18 protein-coding genes and 1 pseudogene are annotated in these 22,279 nt (G+C 61.8%); all 19 read left to right on the forward strand.

Annotated features, from left to right (window positions below):
- The 19 genes and pseudogenes from D3880_RS08150 to D3880_RS08235 all read left to right on the forward strand — a co-directional run bounded on the left by D3880_RS08150 (position 1) and on the right by D3880_RS08235 (position 22,227).
- On the forward strand, positions 1–858 hold the full coding sequence (locus tag D3880_RS08150) for an alpha/beta fold hydrolase (RefSeq protein WP_119892971.1): 858 nt from the start codon (positions 1–3) through the stop codon (positions 856–858).
- 25 nt (positions 859–883) lie between these two features.
- On the forward strand, positions 884–1,678 hold the full coding sequence (gene mhpD / locus D3880_RS08155; RefSeq protein ID WP_119892972.1) for a 2-keto-4-pentenoate hydratase: 795 nt from the start codon (positions 884–886) through the stop codon (positions 1,676–1,678).
- Positions 1,679–1,699: 21 nt separating this feature from the next.
- On the forward strand, positions 1,700–2,638 hold the full coding sequence (locus D3880_RS08160; protein ID WP_119892973.1) for an acetaldehyde dehydrogenase (acetylating): 939 nt from the start codon (positions 1,700–1,702) through the stop codon (positions 2,636–2,638).
- An 11-nt stretch (positions 2,639–2,649) separates the two neighbouring features.
- The gene (gene dmpG, locus D3880_RS08165) at positions 2,650–3,678 is read left to right on the forward strand and encodes a 4-hydroxy-2-oxovalerate aldolase (RefSeq protein ID WP_119892974.1); all 1,029 of its coding nucleotides are present in this window, start codon (positions 2,650–2,652) and stop codon (positions 3,676–3,678) included.
- 73 nt (positions 3,679–3,751) lie between these two features.
- A complete protein-coding gene (locus tag D3880_RS08170; RefSeq protein ID WP_162934960.1) occupies positions 3,752–4,360 on the forward strand; it encodes an FMN-dependent NADH-azoreductase in 609 nt (202 codons plus the stop codon).
- Between the two features lie 1,176 nt (positions 4,361–5,536).
- A pseudogene (locus D3880_RS23340) lies at positions 5,537–5,581 on the forward strand (hypothetical protein); the annotation flags it as partial.
- A 210-nt stretch (positions 5,582–5,791) separates the two neighbouring features.
- Positions 5,792–6,499, forward strand: a complete 708-nt coding sequence (locus D3880_RS23345) for a methyl-accepting chemotaxis protein (protein ID WP_420800863.1) — start codon at positions 5,792–5,794, stop codon at positions 6,497–6,499.
- Between the two features lie 121 nt (positions 6,500–6,620).
- Positions 6,621–7,670: a YCF48-related protein gene (locus D3880_RS08180; protein ID WP_119892977.1), complete on the forward strand. Its 1,050-nt coding sequence runs from the start codon at positions 6,621–6,623 to the stop codon at positions 7,668–7,670.
- Positions 7,671–7,705: 35 nt separating this feature from the next.
- Positions 7,706–10,081, forward strand: coding sequence for an efflux RND transporter permease subunit (locus D3880_RS08185; protein ID WP_119892978.1), 2,376 nt, complete (start codon positions 7,706–7,708; stop codon positions 10,079–10,081).
- Between the two features lie 49 nt (positions 10,082–10,130).
- Entirely contained in the window at positions 10,131–11,738 is a 1,608-nt protein-coding gene (locus D3880_RS08190) for a DUF1302 family protein (protein ID WP_119892979.1), read from the forward strand.
- Positions 11,739–11,758: 20 nt separating this feature from the next.
- Positions 11,759–13,024: a DUF1329 domain-containing protein gene (locus D3880_RS08195; RefSeq protein WP_119892980.1), complete on the forward strand. Its 1,266-nt coding sequence runs from the start codon at positions 11,759–11,761 to the stop codon at positions 13,022–13,024.
- A gap of 170 nt (positions 13,025–13,194) precedes the next feature.
- Entirely contained in the window at positions 13,195–14,301 is a 1,107-nt protein-coding gene (locus tag D3880_RS08200) for an alcohol dehydrogenase catalytic domain-containing protein (protein ID WP_119892981.1), read from the forward strand.
- An 87-nt stretch (positions 14,302–14,388) separates the two neighbouring features.
- Positions 14,389–14,937, forward strand: a complete 549-nt coding sequence (locus D3880_RS08205) for a cupin domain-containing protein (protein WP_119892982.1) — start codon at positions 14,389–14,391, stop codon at positions 14,935–14,937.
- 481 nt (positions 14,938–15,418) lie between these two features.
- Positions 15,419–16,375, forward strand: coding sequence for an AraC family transcriptional regulator (locus D3880_RS08210; RefSeq protein ID WP_238474419.1), 957 nt, complete (start codon positions 15,419–15,421; stop codon positions 16,373–16,375).
- 159 nt (positions 16,376–16,534) lie between these two features.
- Positions 16,535–17,869: an aromatic ring-hydroxylating dioxygenase subunit alpha gene (locus D3880_RS08215; RefSeq protein ID WP_119892984.1), complete on the forward strand. Its 1,335-nt coding sequence runs from the start codon at positions 16,535–16,537 to the stop codon at positions 17,867–17,869.
- A gap of 59 nt (positions 17,870–17,928) precedes the next feature.
- The gene (locus D3880_RS08220; RefSeq protein ID WP_119892985.1) at positions 17,929–18,792 is read left to right on the forward strand and encodes an alpha/beta fold hydrolase; all 864 of its coding nucleotides are present in this window, start codon (positions 17,929–17,931) and stop codon (positions 18,790–18,792) included.
- Positions 18,789–20,189, forward strand: coding sequence for an amidase (locus D3880_RS08225; RefSeq protein ID WP_119892986.1), 1,401 nt, complete (start codon positions 18,789–18,791; stop codon positions 20,187–20,189). The genes D3880_RS08220 and D3880_RS08225 overlap by 4 nt, the downstream gene beginning before the upstream one ends.
- A 165-nt stretch (positions 20,190–20,354) precedes the next feature.
- Positions 20,355–20,708: a c-type cytochrome gene (locus D3880_RS08230; RefSeq protein WP_162934961.1), complete on the forward strand. Its 354-nt coding sequence runs from the start codon at positions 20,355–20,357 to the stop codon at positions 20,706–20,708.
- Positions 20,709–20,979: 271 nt separating this feature from the next.
- Entirely contained in the window at positions 20,980–22,227 is a 1,248-nt protein-coding gene (locus D3880_RS08235; protein WP_162934962.1) for an alginate export family protein, read from the forward strand.
- Positions 22,228–22,279 lie beyond the last annotated feature (52 nt).

The raw sequence follows: 22,279 nt of genomic DNA on the forward strand, positions 1-22,279 counted from the left end.
ATGACCGCACTGACTGAAGCCTCCACTAGCCGCTTCGCCCGAATCCGCGAAGGGGAGCTGGAACTGAACATCCATTACAACGATTGCGGGCAGGGCACCGAGACCGTTGTGATGCTGCACGGCTCTGGTCCCGGAGCCAGTGGATGGGCCAACTTCAACCGCAATATCGAGCCGCTGGTGGTCGCCGGCTTCCGCGTGATCCTGTTGGACTGCCCGGGCTGGAGCAAAAGTGACTCCATCGTCTGCGAGGGTTCCCGTTCGGACCTCAATGCTCGCGTACTCAAGGGCTTGATGGACCCGCTCGACCTTGATCGCGTGCATATCCTTGGCAACTCCATGGGCGGTCACAGCGCCGTGGCCTTCGCCCTGTCCTGGCCGGAGCGGGTCGGCAGGCTGGTCCTCATGGGGGGTGGTACCGGCGGCGCCAGCCCCTTCGTGCCGATGCCCACCGAGGGCATCAAGCTGCTTCAGGGGCTGTACCGCGAACCCACCATCGACAACTTGAAGAAGATGATGAACGTCTTCGTCTTCGACCCCAGCGACCTCACCGAAGAATTGTTCCAGGCCCGTCTGGACAACATGCTAGCGCGCCGCGATCACCTGGATAACTTCGTCAAGAGCCTGGCCATTAACCCCAAACAGTTCCCCGACTTCAGCCCGCGCCTCGCCGAAATCAAGGCCGAAACCCTGGTGATCTGGGGCCGCAACGACCGCTTCGTACCCATGGACACCGGCCTGCGCCTGGTGGCTGGTATCCCTAATTCCGAACTCCACGTATTCAACAACTGCGGCCACTGGGCGCAGTGGGAACACGCCGACAAATTCAACCGCATGGTGCTGGATTTCCTCAGCCATTGATCGAGCTACGGCTCCGAGGTGATTCATGAGCGTTACCCAACAGACTCTGGAACAACTGGCCGTCGCATTGCGTAACGCCGAGGCCAATAGATCGGCTATCGGTCCTCTGCGCGAGTGGATCGGTGAAGACAACGCCGAGGCCGCCTATGCCATCCAGCGTATCAACGTGGTTCATGGCGCGGCCTCCGGTCGTCGTGTAGTGGGTCGTAAAATCGGCTTGACCAATCCCAAGGTGCAGGCGCAGCTCGGCGTGGACCAGCCGGACTTCGGCACCCTGTTCGCCGACATGTGCTACGGCGACAACGAGGTGATTCCGGTGAGCCGAGTGCTGCAACCGAAGATCGAGGCGGAGATCGCCCTGATCCTCGAACAGGATCTGCCGCGCGCCGATACCAGCTTCGCCGATGTTCTGGCCGCCACCGGCTGGGTGCTGCCGGCGCTGGAAATCGTCGGTAGCCGCGTCCAGGGCTGGAACATCCACTTCGTCGACACTGTGGCCGACAACGCTTCTAGCGGTTGCTACGTGCTCGGAGGCCCGGCCCGTCGCTTGGACGGACTGGACCTGCGCCAGGCGGCCATGCGCATGACGCGCAACGGCGAGGAAGTTTCCTCCGGCAGCGGCGCCGAATGCCTGGGCCACCCGCTCAATGCGGCGGTGTGGCTGGCACGCACCATGGCGCGCCTGGGCGAGCCCTTGCGCGCGGGCGACATCATCCTCACCGGCGCCCTCGGTCCGATGGCGCCCGTCGCTGCCAGTGACCGTTTCGAGGCGGTGATCGATGGCATTGGCCAGGTGGCCGTCCAATTCAGCGCCGACTGATTGCAGAGAGAGCCTTTTTCCATGAGCAAGAAACTCAAAGTCGCCATCATCGGTTCCGGCAACATCGGTACCGACTTGATGATCAAGGTGCTGCGCAATGCGCGGCACCTGGAAATGGGCGCCATGGTCGGTATCGACCCGGCGTCCGACGGTCTGGCCCGCGCAGCACGACTGGGCGTGGCCACTACCCATGAAGGCGTGGAGGGCCTGACCCGCTTGCCGATCTTCTCCGAGATCGACTTCGTCTTCGATGCCACTTCGGCTTCCGCTCACGTGAAGAACGACGCCTTGCTGCGGGGCCACAAGCCCGGTCTTCGCGTGATCGACCTGACCCCGGCCGCCATCGGTCCGTATTGCGTGCCGGTGGTCAACCTGGAGCAGAACCTCAAGCAGCTCAACGTCAACATGGTCACCTGCGGCGGCCAGGCGACGATTCCGATGGTCGCGGCGGTATCGCGCGTGGCCAAGGTGCACTACGCCGAGATCATCGCCTCGATCGCCAGCAAGTCCGCCGGCCCCGGCACCCGCGCCAATATCGACGAGTTCACCGAGACCACCTCGAAGGCCATCGAGGTGATCGGCGGCGCTGGCAAGGGCAAGGCGATCATCATCATGAACCCGGCCGAGCCGCCGCTGATGATGCGCGACACTGTATTCGTGCTGTCCGAGGCCGCCGACCAGGCCAAAGTCGAAGCTTCGATCGAGGAGATGGCCGCTGCCGTACAAGCCTATGTGCCGGGTTATCGCCTGAAACAGAAGGTGCAGTTCGACGTCATTCCCGAATCCGCTCCCTTGAATATCCCCGGCCACGGTCGCTTCTCCGGGCTGAAGACTTCGGTGTTCCTCGAAGTGGAAGGCGCCGCCCACTACCTGCCGAGCTATGCCGGCAACCTCGACATCATGACCTCCGCCGCGCTGGCCACCGCCGAGCGCATGGCGCTCTCCATGATCAACGGCTGAGGAGTTCGCACATGAACGGCAAGAAGCTCTATATCTCCGACGTAACTCTGCGCGATGGCAGCCATGCCATCCGCCACCAGTATTCGCTCGACAACGTGCGGGCCATTGCCCGCGCCCTGGACCAGGCAAAAGTCGATTCCATTGAAGTCACCCACGGCGACGGTTTGCAGGGTTCGTCCTTCAACTACGGTTTCGGCGCCCATACCGATCTCGAATGGATCGAAGCCGCCGCCGACGTGATCGAGCACGCCACCATTACCGTGTTGCTGCTGCCCGGCATCGGCACCGTGCATGACCTCAAGGCCGCCTATGACGCCGGAGCCCGTTGCGTGCGCGTGGCGACCCATTGCACCGAAGCGGATGTGTCGAAGCAGCACATCGAGTACGCACGCGAGCTCGGTATGGACACCGTCGGCTTCCTGATGATGAGCCACATGATCCCGGCCGAAGAGCTGGCCCGGCAGGGCAAACTGATGGAGAGCTACGGCGCACAGTGCATCTACATGGCCGACTCGGGTGGTGCGATGAACATGCAGGACATCCGTGACCGTATGCGTGCCTTCAAGGCGGTGCTCAAGCCTGAAACCCAGACCGGCATGCATGCCCACCACAACCTCAGCCTCGGCGTGGCCAACTCGATTACGGCGGTGGAGGAGGGCTGCGACCGCATCGACGCCAGCCTCGCTGGCATGGGCGCCGGTGCCGGCAACGCGCCGCTGGAAGTGTTCATCGCCGCCGCCGAGCGCCTCGGCTGGAACCACGGCACCGACCTTTACCGGCTGATGGACGCCGCCGACGACCTGGTGCGGCCGCTGCAGGATCGCCCGGTGCGGGTCGACCGCGAAACCCTAGGCCTGGGTTATGCCGGCGTCTACTCCAGCTTCCTGCGCCACGCCGAAGCCGCCGCCGCCAAGTACGGGCTGAAGACCCTGGACATCCTCGTCGAACTGGGGCGGCGGCGGATGGTCGGCGGCCAGGAAGACATGATTGTCGACGTGGCGCTGGACCTGTTGAACGAGGCGGATGTGCTGCCGACCTGAGATGTGCAGAGGCATTGCGCTGGGCGAGCTCCTTGCGGTTGCCCGGCGCCATGTCGTTGAAAGGAGCAACCCAATGACAACCCTGCTGCTGATCGACTCCAGTGCTCGTCAGGCCGACTCGCACACCCGATCTCTGAGTCGCTATTTCAGTGCGAGCTGGAACCGGAGGTTCCCCGGCTCGCGAGTGATCTCCCGCGACCTGGTGGAGAGCGAGCTGCCGCATCTCGATGACGAAACGATCAAGGCTTTCTACGGTCTGGCTGAAAAGGGCCGGGAACGGACGCTCGGCGTCAGCAAGTCCGATGAGCTGATCGACGAGGTGATGCAGGCGGATGTGATCTGCCTGGCCAGCCCGATGTACAACTTCTCGGTTCCGGCCTTGCTGAAGGCCTGGATCGACCTGGTGGTGCGTGGCGGCAAGACCTACCGCAAGGTCGCCGATGGCCGCCTCGAAGGCATGTGCCCTGGCAAGACCGTCGTCGTGCTGAGCAGCAGCGGCGGAGTGTTTTCCGCGAGTGACATGGACCATCTGTGCCCTTACCTGGACGTGGTGCTGGGCTTCATGGGCATTACGGATGTCGAGCACATCAAGCTCGAAGGCATGGCTCTCAGCGAGACAGACCACAATGAGTCCCGCGCGGCTGCCCACAGGGCGATCGACGCGTTCATCGACGCGCTGTAACACCCTCGACAGACTTCCAGTTCTCACTAACCGCAGGCAAAGCCTGGACGTCGAGTCGTGGCTGACATTTACCTTTGCAACCCGCAACGGACACAGACGACACCTGCAGCCCTGGCGCGCGGGTGAACGGCCGAACACGCTCGCTCGGGAGTACTCATGCTGGCCAACCTGTCGATGAAGAACAAGCTGCTGCTGACCATCCTGCCCCTGACATTACTGGTCTACCTGTGCACCGTGCTGCTGGTCTATCAGTCGAGCAAAGCCTCTACCGAAGACCTGGCAGAAGTGGCTGCCGAGGCGATCGTTCGCCAACAGGCAGCCGAGATAACCGCGTACTTTGATGGCTCCCTGCATGCCGCTCGGTTGACCGCGGACATGCTCGCCGGAGCACTGGTCGAAGGGCAGCTGCCGGACAATGGAGCTGTCGATCGGATGCTTGAGTCCCTATTGCATAACAACCCGCAGATGAGTGCCGCCTGGTGGCTGCCGCCGCGTGCCGTGGACAGTGGGGCATTACTCTGGCTGCGCGGCGCTGCTGGTGTGCAGCCGGCTCCGGTGGAGCAGCGCGGAGCCTTTCTGGGGGCGGTGGGATTGGATGTGCAGGAGCGTGAAAGCATTTCTTCGCCGCGGCTCCTGCCAGGCACCGACTCAACAAGGCTGGTGATTGTGCTACGAGTCCCGGTGCGCCTGAATGGCCGGATCGTGGGCAATCTGGGCCTCGGTCTCGATGCCGATCAGCTGCAGCAACGGGTGGCGAAACTGCGCCCGTTGGGTGCGGGGCTTGCCGCTCTGACCGCCCATGACACCAGGTTGGTGGCTCATCCAGACCCTGCTCGAGTGGGGCGGCTGGAGGCTGAGACCGAGGCGGACTTTCTCGGTGAGCACCTGCCGACCATGATGGATGCCGTGCAAAACGGTAAGCCCCTGAATCTGCGCTTCGTTTCACCGGCGATGGGCGAAGAAGTATTCGTGCTCGCGGTTCCGGTCGCCATCGGTGATACCGGCACGCCCTGGTCGTTCGGTATCGCGCTCCCCACCACAGCTCTGTTGGGTGGCGTCAAGGCGCTCGCGCTGAAGCTGCTGTTGCTAGGTGGTTTCTCGGTGGTTTTGCTGGGCGGTGTGATTCTGCTGTTAGGACAGGCGCTGGCCAGACCCCTGAATGCAGTGGTGCAGGCCATGGGGCAGCTGGCGGCGGGTGAAGCTGACCTCAGTTCGCGCCTACCTGTCAGGGGGCGTGATGAGCTGGCCAGCTTGGCGAACGCATTCAACGGTTTCCTCGGCACCATGTCCGACCTGGTTCTGGAGATCAAGGAAACCAGCCAGGGCCTGCAGGGCACATCCGAGGAGCTTCAACGGGAAAGCCAGGCTTCCGGAAGGGGGGTGGACGCTCAGCGCGACCAGGTAAGCCAGCTGGCCGCCGCGATGCAGCAGATGGCCGCCACGGTCGAGGAGGTGGCTGGCAATGCGGGGCTGGCGGCCCAGGCTACTCGCGAGGGTGATCTGGCTGTGGCACAGGGGCAGGCGACCGTGGCCAACCTGAGTGCTGCCATTGCCGAGGATGCGAAGTTGCTCGAGCAGATCACCTTGTTGACCGAACAGCTGGACGAGGCAAGCCAGGCCATCGGCACCGTGGTGGGGGTGATCCGGGATATCGCTGATCAGACCAACCTGCTGGCGCTCAATGCCGCGATCGAGTCGGCGCGAGCTGGCGAGCAGGGACGTGGCTTCGCGGTGGTTGCGGACGAGGTGCGAGCCCTGGCGCGACGTACGCACAGTTCCACTGAGGATGTCTGCAAAAGCATCTCGATGATCCAGGAGCGTACCAGCACCGTGGTGGGCATGGTGGAGAGGAGCCGCGACACGTCTCGGGCCAATGTCGCCAGTGCCCACGAGGCCAGCGAGGCATTGCACCGGATCACCCGGATGATCGGGCAGGTACGCGATATGAGCCAGCAGATCGCGACGGCGACCGAGCAGCAGTCCGCAACGAGCGAGGAGCTTTCCCGCAGCCTGGTGGTGATCGCGGATTCCGCTGAAAGCGCTTCGCGCAGTGCGGGCCAGGTACGCCAGCGCAGCCAGGATCTGCAGGCGTCCGCGGGGCGGCTGAGTGCCCTGGTGAGTCGATTCAAGATCAATTAGCTGCGTCCGGGGGACAACCCGAGCGGTACCGGGATAGTTCACCTTCGACCGCGTACATAGAGTTGAGCTGTCTGCGACGTCAGACGACAAAAACAAGACGAAGTCCATTGCAGGTCGCTCAATGTCAAAGCTGCTCAACATCGATCCATCAACGTCTCGCCTGGTGTATCGATCGGGCGTCGGGAAAGCCGCCCTGAAGGCGCTGGTAGCGCTTTTGCCCTGGTCGATCATTGCGGGTCTGTTGTGGGCAGGGCTGTTCATCAAACCGCAGCCGGTCGGCACTACGGTGACCCCTCCGCTGCTGGAGCGCCGCGATCACTTCTATGGCCTGGCATTGTCTCCCGGCGGCGAGATCTGGGCCGGTGGCTCAGCTGGCAAGATACTGTCGATCTCCGCCGATGGCCGGATCAAGCGCCTGCCTACACCTACCGACCATACCCTGCAGGACATCGCCATCTGGGATGCCAGCCACGCTGTGGCGGTGGGCAATGATGGCGTCGTGCTGTTCAGTGAGGATGGCGGCCGCCACTGGCGCGCGGCAGCCAATGTGCCTCGCTCGCAAGTCGCCAATAAGCTCAATCGGGTACGTATTGCCGCTAACGGCGTGGCCGTCGCCACCGGCGAGATGGGCGCGCTGCTGCTCAGTCGCGACTACGGAAAGACCTGGCAACGCCTGCGTGAAGAGGAGGACGTGGCCTGGAACGACGTGGCGATTCTCGAGGGTCGTCGCCTGGTGGTAGTGGGCGAGTTCGGTCGCGTATTGCTAAGCGATGACTTCGGCGGCAACTGGCAAGAGCTCGAGGCACCGGTGTCGGGTTCACTCATGGCAGTGAGTTTTCGTGACGCCAGCCATGGCGTGGCGGTTGGCCTTGAAGGTGTCTTGCTGGTCACACGGGACGGCGGCCGACAGTGGGAAAGCATCGACCTGGGTATCCATGAGCACTTGTTCGATGTGTTGTGGGATCCGGCACAGGGACGTTGGTTCGCCAGCGGCGCGCTAGGACGTTGGGTCAGTGCTGGTGAAGCGGCCGACGACTGGCAGAGCGGCACCCTGGATGAGCGCAGCCTGACCTGGCATACGCGCGCGCTGGCGGTCGGGTCGAGTCTCTGGCTGGCCGGAGCCGACATCGGTCGTTGGGACGGCCGGCAGTGGTCGCCTCTGAAACCTTGAAGTCTTCCCTGACCCACTTCATTCGAGAAAACCTCATGATCGAACGTATAGCCGAATTTTGTATCCGTCGGCGTGCCTGGGTGGTCGGCGGCCTGTTCTCGCTGACACTGATCCTCAGCTGGTTCGCCCTGCACATCGAAGTCCGCACGGTGTTCGAGGACATGCTGCCGTCGCACCATGAATATGTGCAGACCCACGAGAAATTCAAGGACACCTTTGGCGGCTCGAACCTGGTCACCATCATGTTCGAGGTTGAGCAGGGCGACATCTTCCAAACCGCCGTGCTCGACAAGGTGCGCACAGTCACTCTGGGGCTGCGTGAGGTGTCGGCGGTCAACCAGTATCAGATCGTTTCGCTGGCTTCCCGAAAACTCAAAGAGGTGCGCGCTTCAACCGCGGGGATCGAAAGCCGGCCACTGATGTGGCCCGACCTGCCGGCAGATGCCAAGGCAATGGCCGAGCTCAAGCAATCGGTGTTGCGCAATCCGCTGGTATACGGCCCCTATGTCTCGAAGGACTTGCAAGCGACCCTGGTCACCGTCGACTTCATTGATCAGCAGGTCGACTACGCCACGGTGTTCGAGGAGATCCGCAGCCTGATCGGCAAGGTCGACGACGGCAGCGTGAAGATTCGCGTCGTGGGCGACCCGATCCTCTACGGCTGGGTCAGCCACTATCTGCCAGAGACGCTGCAACTGGTCCTTGCTGCTCTCGCAGTCACCCTGGTGATGTTGTTCATCCTGCTGCGTACCTGGAGGGGGGTGTCCCTGCCGCTGCTCGCCGGCGCAGTCAGTGCGATCTGGGCGCTGGGTATCTGCCGGTTGCTGAACATCCACTTTGAACCCCTGGTGATTGTGGTCGCGATGCTGATCACCTCACGGGCGGTTTCGCATTCGGTGCAGATCGTCAATCGCTACGACGACGAACTCGAACTGTTGCCGGTCGATGGCGACACCTCGCGCATCGCAGCCCGGGTAGCGCTGGCTGACCTATTCCGCCCGGGCATGCTTGGTGTGATCGCCGATGCGGCGTGCATGGCGGTGGTCGCCCTGAGCCCGATTCCGATGCTGCAGAAGCTGACGGTGCTTTCGGTGGTGTGGGTTTCGACGCTGACCGTCAGCGCGGTGATTCTCACCCCGGTGCTACTGTCGTTCATCCGCTATCCCCATGGCACCGCCCACCCGATCAATTGCCAGCCAGCGATGCGCAAGGTGCTCGACTTCTGTGTGTGGATCAGCCTGTCGCGCGCGCGCTTCCTTGTTCTTGGGGGCAGCCTGTTGGTGGTGGTCGCCGCCGCGTTTTACTCCTTGAACCTGAAGATCGGCGACGCCAATCCAGGCTCGCCGATTCTCTGGCCCGAATCGCCCTACAATCGCGACTCCGCGGCAATCAATGCACGCTTCGAGGGCGTCGATCGGATGTTCGTGGTGCTTGGCGACGACAATCGCCCTGGGCTGATCAAAGGCAATGAAGCCTTGCAGGCAATGAACAGCTTCCAGCGTTTCATCGAAGCGCAACCGGAAGTGGGCGGCTCGCTCTCCATCGCCGATGTCCTGCCCCAGGTCAACAGCAGCCTGCGTGAAGGCAATCCGCGCTACCTGGAGCTGGCCGATGGGGAAGGGGTCAACGGCAGTCTGATGGCAATGCTCGACTCGGTCTCCGAACCTGGGGACATCTCGCGCTTCGCTGACGATCAGTACGCCAATGGCTCGGTGACGCTCATGTTCCGCGATCGCCAAGGCGAGACCATCCGTACCGCCGTGGCGCGGATCAAGGAGTTCATTGCCGGGCATCCGCTCCAGGAAGGCCACTGGCAGTTGGCGGGTGGCCTGGTGGGCGTGATGGCGGCGGTCAACGAGATAATCCTGTCCAGCCAGATCGAGGCCATTGCCCTGGCCCTGCTGGTCCTTGCGGTGCTCTGCACACTGGTCTACCGCTCCTCGATGGCCGGCCTGGTGTTCATGGTGCCAGTGATCATCTCCAACATGCTGACCTTCGCTTTCATGACCTGGAAGGGCATCGGCATGAACATCAATACCGTGCCGGTGGCGGCGCTCGGCATTGGCCTGGGTGTGGACTACGCGTTCTACATTGCCGATCGCATCAAGGAAGAGATCGCCGCTGGCAGCACGCCCGAGCGCGCTATTCAGCAGTCCCTGCATTCGGCCGGCATGGGGGTCATCGTCACCGCCAGCGTGCTGATTCTCGCCACCCTGCTGTGGTGGCTGTCGTCGCTGCGATTCCAAGCCGAAATGGGACTTCTGATGGCCATCTGGCTGAGCGTTTCGGCGTTCTCCGCGCTGTTCGTCATGCCATCGCTGATCTACGTGTTCCGCCCGCGCTTCATTTTCGGTGATCTACACCGAATGCCTGCTGCTGGCCAGTCGCTGCCCTCGTCGCAACTGGCCTGAGACGAGCCAAAACAACAAGAAAGCCAGTCACCACCTGGGGAGAGTTCTCGTGAATAACTACAGCATCCAGGGGGCCCGCTCGCGTGCCCTGCACTACAAACTCGCTCTGGCTTTCAGCCTGGGCTCGGCCGCCACGCCGCTGCTCGCCGAGGATAGCCTCAAGTTCGATGGCTACCTGCGCGAGGAGCTTTCGTGGAACACCAAGAACTGGGAAGACACACCGGGCTATAACGACAAGGGCAAGCTGTCGATGGCTCGCAGCACCGCACGCCTCAACCTGGATTGGCAAGCCACGGACAGCGTTTCGGTAGTCGCCAAGCTGCGCGCCGTCCGCGAGGTCGAAACCGACTTCCTCGAACATCTGGAGGAGATGGGCGCCAACAATCACCGAGAGGCTGACGGTCGCGGCGACATCATGGATCTCTACAACAGGGCCGAGATCCGTGAGCTCTACGTCGATTTTCCGGTGGGCGAGCGCACATCCTTCCGTATCGGCAAGCAGCAGCTGGCCTGGGGCGAGACCGACTTCTTCGCCGCCAACGACCTGGTGCACGGTTTCGACTTCACCTGGCGCAACTTCCTTGAGCCGGCCAACGAGGAACTGCGTAAGACCAACAACATCATCAAGATGAACATCGATGTGCCGGAGCTGGAAGGCGGTCTGGAGGCCTTCATCCGTCCGGGGCTGGACCGCACGCAAGACATCGGCACCGAACTCGACATCTACGGCGGACGCTGGTCGGGCAACCCCTTTTCCGGCGTCGATTTCCGCAATATCGACCCGTACAACTTCGAGAACGACGAAGGGGATTACAAGGATGTCACGGGTGGCCTGCGCTGGAGCGGTCTGTACGGTGACATCAACTATTCCGTTTCTTACCTGAAGACCTTCTACAACTCGCCGATCCTCAACGCCTCGGACAACCTCGCGCTGTTCGGCCTGCCGAACGTGCCGTCCGGCGCTGAGACCCATGGCACCGACCAGACCCGCGGGGCCGCCGGCGAGGTCATCTACCCGATCGTCGACATCTTTGGCTTCACCGCCAGCGGTTACTCGGAAACCGCCGACGCGGTGTTCAGCACCGAGATGGCGTACATCAAGGACGCGCCGTACCAGATAACCCTGAACAACCCGACCCTGCTGAGCCAGTTCATCGCTCCCGGCTTCGACGGCTTCGCCCGTAAGGATGTCGTCGCGCTGATGTTGCGCATGGACAAGAACATCGCCGCCACCCAGACCTGGCTGGGCACCGAGAAGCCGATGTTCTTCTCCGTGCAACTGTTCGATAAATGGGTGCAGAACTTCGACGAGGATGACGGGCTGCTCTACAGCGTTGGCTGGGGCGGCAAGGTCAAGGAGCACTCGGTGCTGGCGACCACCATATTCGACCTCAGCTACGACAGCGGACGGATCCGCCCGCAACTGGTGGTCGGCGCTGACCTGAGCAATGGCGGCGGCTTCGCCGTGCCGTCGGTGACCGTCGAGCTTTCCAGCAAGTGGCGCTGGAAGGTCGAGTACGACGCCTTCTGGGACGACGCCCACCGCGATGCCTCGAAGTGCGTGCCCGGACAGATGAATAACTGCGACAGCACCACCCTGTTCGGGGTCTTCCACGACCGCGACCAGGTCTACACCAGCCTGACCTACCTGTTCTGACCCCCACCGGAGACCTCACCATGAGCGCATCCCGTTTTGCCCTGCGGCGCACCCTGGCCGCCAGCCTCATTGCCGCCTGCAGCGTCTCGTTCCCGGCTTTCGCGGCAGAACTGCCGGCCGGCACCGTGATTTCCGCGGACAACATCGAGCAGATCAAGAACGACACGTTCGAAGGACACAGCATTGCCAGCCTGCTGACCGAGAAGATGGAGTGGCGTATCCGCAACAGCGGCTGGAAGCTGCCCCTGGCAACGTCGCAGGCCATCGAGCTCGACCCGCGCTGGGTCGAGGCCTCCCAGGCCAATGAAGGCAAGGCGACGATCAACAAGGAGGCCTGCCGGGTGGATGGCTGGGGGGCAGGGCAACCATTCCCGAAAATCGACATGCAGGATCCGCAGGCGGCGGAGAAGCTCATCTGGAACTGGCACCTTGGGCAGCTGGTGGGGGACGTCTCCCAGGCACCACTGTTCGTCCAGTTGCTGATCGACGGCAAGAAGGGCGTCCATGCCGAGCCCGTCGCGGAGTTCACCCGCTACAGGATGAATGGGCGCTTGAGCGGCGCCAGTACGGTCGAGGGCGATGGCAGCGAGCGTGGCCGCCAGTTGCTCTACTTCAAGTCGCCGTCGGACATGAAGGGCTTGGGGACCTACACCGTCATGTACGAGTCCAACAAGGTCAACGATGTATGGGCCTACATTCCAGCCGTGCGCCGGGTTCGGCGGCTTTCCGGTGGCGCCTGGATGGACCCGGTCGGTTCCTCCGACCAACTGCAGGACGACCTGGATAGCTTTAATGCGCGGCCTTGCTGGTATCCGCAGTACAAGCTGCTGGGCAAGCGCTGGGTTCTCGCCGTGGCCAATGCCAAGACCGGACAGTGGAACCCGAAGGGCGAAACATTCGCGCAGAAGTATCCGGGCCTGGAAGACCAGCCGCCGTACTGGAACATGAACGGCGACAACTTCGAGCCGCGCGAGGTTTACGTGATCGAGGCTACGACGCCTTCGGTCCACCCCTACAGCAAGAAAGTGCTGTACATGGACGTCAAGTACCCGCGCTTCTACTACGCCGAAGCCTATGACCGCAAAGGCGAATTCTGGAAATTCATCGAGACCCATTCCTACCTCAACAAGAGCGAGGGCGATGTCCGTACCGCAGGCATCGCGGTCATTGATTTCAAGCGCAATCACGCCACGGTTTCGCTGATCGATACGGCGACCTGGAAAACCAACTTCGATGCCAAGGCCAGCGACTTCTCGCTGCAGACCCTGCAGTCCGTGGGCCGCTGACCAGAGCGGCCAACAAGCGCCGTGCCCGCGAGCGACGTGCCCTCCACCGATGAGGCTGATCTCTCCGGGGGCGAGCGCGTCCATGTGGTCGCGTAGGGCGATCGCAACAACCAATGACACGGTTCAGGGGCCCGCATGGCGTGAGGTCCCGCGAATCGGAGGAGCCTGATATGTCCATGATGAGAGCTGCACGTCTGCACGAGATTGGCGGAAAATTCACGTTCGACGAAGTCCCTATGCCTGTTCCTGGTGAGCACGATGTGTTGGTCAAGGTCGAGGCCAGCGGGGTGATTCCCAACCTGAAGAACGTCACCACGCATTTCCCCGAGTGGTACCCCTTCCTGCCGCTCCCGGCGCTGCCGGCGATCTTCGGCCTGGATACCGCTGGCACCGTCGCAGCAGTCGGCGCTTCGGTCACCTCGTTTAAACCCGGCGATCGCGTCTACGTGAACCCTGGCGTCGGCTGCGGCGAGTGCCGCTACTGCCGAGAAGGCGAGGCGCCACGTTGTGATGCCTACACTTTCCTGGGTTACTTCGGGTTCGGCGCGGGTTCACAGGCGGTCTTCAAGAAATACCCCTTTGCCGGCTACGGGCAGTACATGACGGCGCCTGTCACCAATCTTGTGCGCCTGCCGCAGTGTCTGAGCTTTCCGCAGGCCACCCGATTTGGCTATCTGGGCACCGCCTACTCGGCTATCCGCAAGTCGGCGCTGCGACCTGGCCAGAGCATCTTGATCCTCGGCGCCTCCGGAACCCTGGGCGTGGGTGCGACGCTGCTGGCGTTGGCCTTCGGCGCGGCGCGTATCGTGGTGGCTGCGCGTGACGAAGGTGCCCTGGCGAAGCTTCGAGAGCTGGATCCGCAGCGCATCCATACCGTGCGTCTCGGCGCGCAGGAAGCGCATCGGCAGGTTCTCGACAAGGTGCCCGGCGGCGTTGACGTCATGCTCGATACTCTGGGGGCAAAGGCTCCGGCCGAACTGTCGGTCGATGCCATGAAAGCAGTCGCCCGCGGCGGTCGGATCATCCAGATCGGCGGTGTGGCCGGGCCGATTCCGATCGATCCGCATCCATTCATGTGCGCGCAGTTGCAGTACATCGGTTCACTCTGGTTTACCACCGCGGAAGGGGACGAGATGGCCAGCATGATCGAGTCGGGCACGGTCGACTTGTCTCTGCTTGAAGAGCGGGCTTATCCGCTCGAACGCCTCAACGAGGCGCTCGACGACATCCAGTCGCAGGCGAACGGTTTCACCAATTTCCATATCCTTCACGCCTGATACCCGAGACCTTCACCGCGCCGGCGCAGCCTACTGTTGCCAGCTGGCGTGGTGCAGGCCGTATCAGCTTTCGGAAGCGTTCAGACAATGACAACAACACGTATCGTGACCGGCCATGACAGCTCCGGTAGTTCGACAATCATCAGCAGCGGCTCACTGGCCGGCGCTGAGGAGTTCACCCACTCGCCAGGTTTCTCCGCAGCGGTCGTCTGGCAAACTTCTCCAGTTCCGGATATCGCCGACCGTCCCAAGCTCTCGGAACATCCAGCGCGCTCGGTCATCCCCGCGCCGGGCGGCACCACAGCATTGCTGGTGACTTTTCCTCCCGACAGCCTGTTTGCCTCGCCCGATTTCGATCCTGCCGCGGCAGCCGGCGAACTCTGTGAGCGCCTGCCTGGGCTTGGCGAGCTTTTCGAGGCTGACAATCCTGGTTTCCATCGCACCGACTCAATCGACTATGGCATCGTGCTCGAAGGCGAGATCACGCTCGAACTGGATCAGCAGAGTCACCACCTGAGGCAGGGCGACATCGTGGTGCAAGGGGGCACGCGCCATGCCTGGCGAAACCCCGGCAGCAAGCCGGCGCGACTGCTGTTCGTACTGGTCGGCGCCAATCGGCCGGAACGGTCGGGCTGATCACACTACAGCCCGACTGCCATACATACCTTGGAAAAGGGCTGGCAGGGTTCTCGGCGCTCCATGGATATCGTTGTGGACTTTCCTGTGGTCATGATCTGCAGAGATTTCGCAAAGACGAGCGGCGCCGAGAAGGGGCATGTTTCTTGCCCTGTACAGTCAGCGGCTCGATTTCGCAGGGTAAGTGTTACCTAATCGACCAACTCCAGACCCTGTGGCTATTCAGTTGCTGATTTTCATCACAAGTCGTACCGGCATGTTCCCTTTCTCCCCGAGAGAAATGGCGAATAGCCGAAGCGATCTGGCGCTCGGTTGGCAACCTGTGCACGCGTATCCGTGAGCGGAGCCAGGGATTCATGCCACGGCCAGTCGTATGCCTTGTGCCGGCCTGAATGACGATCTGCCTTTTCATCAACTACGGCAGAGGGATAACGCGATGGATAATCTGGTTTTTTCTGCGATCACACCTCCTGAAGTCGTCTTGTCGCGATTCGAACTATGCCGCACGCATGATCTCGAAGAGGCCCGGCGCTGGGGCGATCGCATTTTCTGCGGCCACCGCCTGCGCAGTCTGGACGGCAACGGTCCGGTGAACGCCCGTCTGTATTACCGACCTGTCGGTGGTATCGGTATCGGGCGCTTGACCTTCGGCAGCCATGTCACCATCGAACCCGACGTGCTCGATTCGTTTGCCCTGATCCAGATGCCGATCTGCGGCCAGGAAATGATCGAGTATGGCAATGAGCGGGTGCTGTCCACGCCGAAGCTGGGTTCGATCCTCAATGCCGAGTCGCGATTCAGGATCAACCATGGCCCGCGTACCGAGAAACTGATGGTCCGAGTCGACCGCAGCCTGCTCGAGCGGCACTGCCAGCAGCACCTGGGGCGTACCTTGCGCAAGGGCGTCGAGTTCCAAACTGCGATGCCGCTGGACACTCCGGAAGGGCTGCGCTGGATGCGCATGATCGGTTGGCTCTACGACAGCCTGTCGAACGACGATGAGCTGCCGCCGCTGCTCGTCGGGCAGTTCGAGAGCACCCTGGTTACGATGCTGCTCGCCTGCCAGCCGCACACCTATAGTGAGGAGCTGTGTGCAGACCCGCGTGCCTCCATCGCCCCGGCGTTCGTGAAACGGGTGGAGCGGTACATCGAGGAACACGCCCACGAGCCGATTTCCATTGTCGACATGGCCGAGTACGCGGGCGTCAGCAGCCGCTCGTTGTTCACCGGGTTCAGGCGCTTCCGCAATACCTCGCCGATGCTGTACCTCAAGGAGGTCAGGCTGCGTTACGTCCAGGAGGAGCTGCAGCGACAGAGCACCGGCTCCACCACCGTGACCGCCGTGGCCTATCGCTGGGGTTTCAGCCACCTCGGCCACTTCACCACTGACTACAAGCGCCGTTTCGGCGAAAGCCCCTCGGAAACCCTGGCGCGCTAAGCGCACCGGACAGGGATGTCCTCCAACGCGCATTTCCTGCGCTAGTGGGATAAGGCGCTCGGTACCGGGAGCGTCAATCCGGACACCACTTCCTAGGATGACTGACAAGCGAGCCGCAGTGCGACGCCATTGTCCCGTCAGCCTTTTGGGAGTTCCCTCATGTCCGAGCAGCCCATCATTCGCCGTCGCCAGGTCACCACTGGCATCAGCGATTCCCGCGTCAACAACGCCAAGACCCAGAGCCAGTACCAGCCCTACAAGGACGCCGCCTGGGGCTTCATCAACCACTGGTACCCGGCACTGTTCAGCCATGAGCTGGCTGAGGACCAGGTCGAGGGCATCCAGATCTGCGGCATTCCGATTGTCCTGCGCCGGGTCGATGGGCGCGTATTCGCACTCAAGGACCAGTGTCTGCACCGTGGCGTGCGCCTCTCGGAGAAGCCCACCTGCTTCAACAAAAGCACCATCTCCTGCTGGTACCACGGCTTCACCTTCGACCTCGAGAGCGGCAGGCTGGCAACCATCGTCGCCAACCCGGATGACAAGCTGATCGGCACCACGGGCATCACCACCTATCCGGTGCATGAGGTCAACGGCATGATCTTCGTCTTCGTTCGCGAGGATGACTTCCCGGATGCGGATGTGCCGCCGCTGGAGCAGGACCTCCCGTTCCGCTTCCCGGAGCGCAGCGAACAGTTCCCCCATCCGATGTGGCCGGTCTCGCCCAGCGTGCTGGACCAGAATGCCATGGTTCTGGGTATGCACCGCACAGGTTTCGGCAACTGGCGGATTGCCTGCGAGAACGGTTTCGACAACGCGCACATCCTGGTGCACAAGGACAATACCATCGTCCACGCAATGGATTGGGTGCTGCCTCTGGGCTGGGTACCCACCAGCGACGACTGCATTGAGGTGGTTGAGGAGGAGCACGGGCCCAAAGGCATGATGCAGTGGCTCTTCACTGACAAATGGGCGCCGGTGGTGGAGAACCAGGAGCTCGGCCTCAAGGTGGAGGGCGTCAACGGTCGTGCCTACCGTACCTCCGTGGTTATGCCAGGGGTGCTAATGGTCGAGAACTGGCCGGGCGAGCGCATGGCCCAGTACGAATGGTACGTGCCAATCACCGACGATACCCATGAGTATTGGGAGGTCATCGTGCAGGTGTGCGACACCCCGGAGGAGCGCCAGAAGTACCAGTACCGTTATGACCACGTGTACAAGCCGCTGTGCCTGCACGGTTTCAACGATTGCGACATATACGCCCGCGAGGCGATGCAGAACTTCTACGCCGATGGCACTGGCTGGAATGACGAGCAGCTGGTTTCCACCGACGTCTCGCCGATCACCTGGCGCAAGCTGGCCTCGCGCTGGAATCGGGGCATTGCCAAGCCCGGTCGCGGCGTAAAGGGGGCGGTCAAGGACTCCAGCCTGATTTTCAAGGACACCGCCGACGGCAGGCGTCCAGGGTACAAGGTGAAGAAAATCGAAGACTGATTTTTGATCCTTCCGGCGCGGCTCCGTCGCGCCGGACATCCCTTGGCATGGAGACTCCGATGAACGACGAAGCTATTCCATCCAGCAGTTTTGTCACGGTCGATGGCGTGCGCTTGCACTATCACCTGGTCGATGGCCCGGACGACCGCCTGCCAGTGATCTTTACCCATGGTGGCGGACCCGGCAGCACGGCCTGGAGCAATTTCCGGCAAAGTGCTGCGGCGTTCGCCGAGCACTACCCCTGCTACTTCCTCGACTTCCCGCAGTTCGGCGGGTCCGACATGGTGCCGGTCGAAGGACCAGTGTTCAGCTGGCACGCGCGCAAGCTGCTGGGCTTTATGGATGCCCTGGGCATTCGCCAGGCTCATCTGGTCAATCAGTCCTTTGGTGGGTGCGTAGCGGTTCGTTTCGCCGCGGACCACCCCGAACGGGTCGGTCGATTGCTGATGATCGGTTCGCAACCGGTGGCGCGCGGTGTCCTGCAGCCGCTGCCGCTCTTCAGCAAGCATGCAGCCAGCTTGATGTCCGATTACTTCTTCGCAGACGGTGGTCCGAGCCTCGAGAAGATGCGCGCGCTGATCTGCCGCTATGAGTTGCACGATGACGCTAGGATCGACGAAGCAAGCCTGCGTCTGCGTTATGAGGCCAGCTGCAACCCTGCCTTCCACGAACTGCTCAAGCGGCCTGGCGCGTTCGGTGAATGGGAAAGCCTGGTACCCCTGTTTGCCGAGGTGAAGGCTCCGACCCTTATTGTCTGGGGGCTACACGACTGGTTCGGCGGCATCGATGTGCCGATGCTGATGCTCAACCAGTTCGCCGACGCTCGTCTGCATGTCATGGGCAATGCTGCCCACCATCTGCAGACTGAGTATCCGGCCGAGTTCAATGCGCTTGCCTTGACCTTCATCGGGGGCCAGCGATGACCGACGAGCTGCACTACCTGGAGATGTACGAGCTGTCCCTGCTCATACGCTCTGGAAAGGTGTCCCCGGTGGACGTTACCGAAACTCTGCTGGCGCGGATCGACAAGCTCGATGGTCAGTTGCACGGCTATGCACGGGTCACCCCGGAGCTGGCCATGGAGCAGGCCCGCGAAGCCGAGAGGGAGTTGATGCGTGGCGTATGCCGCAGCCCGTTGCACGGCATTCCGATTGCGCTGAAGGATCTGTTTCACACGGCGGGGATTCCCACCTCGGCGGGCATGCCGATCCATCGAGATTTCATCCCGCAGGAGGACGCCACAGTGGTCGCCCGACTGCGAGAAGCCGGTAGCGTACTGCTCGGCAAGCTGAACATGACCGAAGGTGCTTTCGCCATCCATCATCCGAACATACCGACGCCGCAGAACCCCTGGCATGCGGAACATTGGGCCGGCGCCTCGTCCAGTGGAAGCGGTGTGGCGACTGCAGCGGGCCTGTGTTACGCGGCGCTCGGCACCGATACGGGGGGATCGATCCGGTTTCCTTGTGCGGCCAATGGCCTGACAGGCCTCAAGCCAACTTGGGGACGTGTCAGTCGACACGGCTGTTTCGAGCTCGCGGCCAGCCTCGATCATGTCGGTCCGATGGCGCGCAGTGCGCGGGATGTGCTGTTCCTTCTGTCGACCATCGCGGGTCATGACCCGAAGGATCCGACCTCCCTGCCGGGTATCTGCCTGGAGGTCCCGGGGATCGACGACAGCTTCCACAAGCTGCGCGTCGGAGTCGATGAAGCCTGGCTCAGCGACGGTGTGGACGTGGCCACTCAGCATGCGCTGCAACGGGTGTTGGCCATTGTTCGCAGCGGTGGCGGCACGCTGCACCGCATACGGATGCCGGATACCCATGCGGTGACCCGCAACTGGGAGGCGCACTGCGGCGTCCAGGCAGCGGTTGCACATGCCGAAACCTATCCAGGACTGGCGTATGCCTACGGTCCGGCGTTGAGTCGCCTGATTGACCAGGGCAGGGCCATGAGCGCAATGGAGTACCAGCGTGTACTGCTCGATGCGCAATGCTTCAGCGGTGAGCTGGAAGCCGTACTGGGTGATGTCGACCTGCTGATCGCCCCGGTCCAACCGCTAGCCGCCCCGACCCACAGGCAACTCGAATCTCTCGCCCTGGACCCAGAGGCGAACCGACGCCTGATCCAGTTTACCGCGCCGTTCAATGTCAGCGGCCACCCTTGTCTCAGCCTGCCATGCGGCTTTACCGAAGCGGGCTTGCCGGTGGGCTGCCAGTTCATTGCCGGTAAGGGGAGGGAGGCAATCCTCTGCCGAGCCGGTATGGCACTGCAGAAAGTCACTGACTGGCACAAGGCTCGACCGGCGTGTCGTGGATGATCCGTGCCGGTTGGGGTGGATTTTCTGCGCTGGTGGGATAAGTCGCTCGGTCCCGGGAGCGTCAGCACAACCTGTGCTTCTTAGGATGAGTTGCAAGAGCGGCGCAGCCTCTGACGTCTTTAAAGGAGAGACAAGATGGGAAGAGGAACGATTTTGTGGATGTGCATGTTCATTGCCTCCACCTTTTTATTGATAGAACCCAGCATGGCGCAAGATGCTAAGTCCGGCAGCGCAGTCTTCAAGCAACGTTGTGCGGCATGTCACGCCATAGAGCCTGGAGTGAGCTCGGCAATGGGGCCGAGTCTTGTTGGGGTAGTAGGCAGGAAGTCCGGAAGTTTATCGGGGTTTGCCTATTCAAATGCCATGAAGAATAGCGGAGTGGTTTGGGGGGAGGCTGAGCTGGAGCTATTTATCCAGAATCCGCAGAAGTTTGTTAAAGGCACGAAAATGTATGCGCCAGGCATTTCCGATGCCGGCGTGCGTGCCGATCTGATCACTTATCTGGGTAGCCTTGAGTAGCACTTGATAAACCAGGTATTGCGCAAGGTATGGGAAGGATCGTTGGTCTGGCTCTTATCGCTTCTTTTCCGAAGTAACTAAGAATTCGCAATAAAAGAATATCCCCGGATCGGTTTCGGCTGGTCGGAGATAGAGCTCACGCCTGCACGTAGTGATGGGTGTGCGTACTTCTCTTCGTAAAAAATACAATAATAGCGAGGCAGTTATGTGTCTGGTTCCCAGGAATAAAGTTGGTGCTATTCTGCTTTCGATCATGCCGTGTGGAAGTGCGTTGGCATTTGAAAGTGTCGAGTTGGGAGGCGTCCAGTTCACCCCGAAGCTGGAACTTGGCGCTGCATATATCAACAACACGGATCAGGCTTTCGGCGCTGACGTCAGTTTCTTCGGCCTGCCGGTTGAACGTGATGGCAGTCGCTTCGAGTACTTCGCCAAGCCGAGCCTGGTGTTTGCTGGCCCCTTGGGCGGCCTGGGCTCTTTCTATGGGGGCGTCAGCGCTGTGGCCAGCTTTACGCGCGGCGACAGTGATGGTGCGGGCTTCACTCCCGATGATCCGGAGTCGAGCGATATCGACGAGGCCTACCTCGGCTGGAAGAGTGGCACGGTGTTCTCCGGACTGGGCGAAGATGCCATCAAGCTCAGTTTCGGCCGACAGGCCTTCATGATCGGCAATGGCTTCCTGATCGGCGAGGGCCATCTGGATCAGGGTAACGACGCCGGTTACTGGCTGGCCCCCTACAAGGCATTCGACAGCACAATCCTGGCCCAGCTGGACACCGGCAAAGTGCACGTCGACCTCTTCGATCTCTCCGCGCGGATGGACCTCGACGTCATCGACTTCAAGGAAAAGGTCCGTGTTCGGGGTGGAAACTTCGAATGGCGCGACGAAACCTACGGCACCCTCGGGTTCACTGCGTTCCACACCCTGGATGCGGACAACCCGCTACGCGATGGCATGAATGTATACGACGTGCGAGCTTCCGGCAGCCCGATCCAGTCGTTGCCACAAGTCGCACTGGCGGCGGAGTACGTCTGGCAACGCGGGGGCGATGCGGACAAGAAGAGTGAAGCCTGGTACGTGCAGGGCAGTTACAGCTTCCAGGATGCGCCCTGGACACCTGTGCTGACCTACCGCCATGCGGTCTTCTCCGATGACTACGACTCCTTGCTGTATGGCTATGGCGGCGACTGGGGCACCTGGTTCCAGGGCGAAATCGTTGGCGAGTCGATGCTGTTCAACGTCAACCAGAAGGTCGACATGCTGAAGTTGACGGCATACCCAACCGAGGCCCTCGCAGTTGGGGCGATCGCTTACGACTTCAGCTACGACAAGGCGCCGGCAGGTGTTACCAGCAAGGATTTCGCCAAGGAGTTGAACCTGCATGTCGATTGGCTGATGACGTCCAATGTCACGGTCGGCGCGCTTTACGGGATTGCCCGGCCAGAGGAGGGCGCCAAGCAGACCTTCGGTGACGATGAAACCTCGCATCTCTTCGAGACCTACATAAACATCAAGTTCTGAACTGCCCGGAATCGCAACCGGACTGGACGTTTCGCTCCCAGGAGCGAAACGT

Source organism: Pseudomonas cavernae, from assembly GCF_003595175.1.
In the GTDB taxonomy this organism is placed as follows: domain Bacteria; phylum Pseudomonadota; class Gammaproteobacteria; order Pseudomonadales; family Pseudomonadaceae; genus Aquipseudomonas; species Aquipseudomonas cavernae.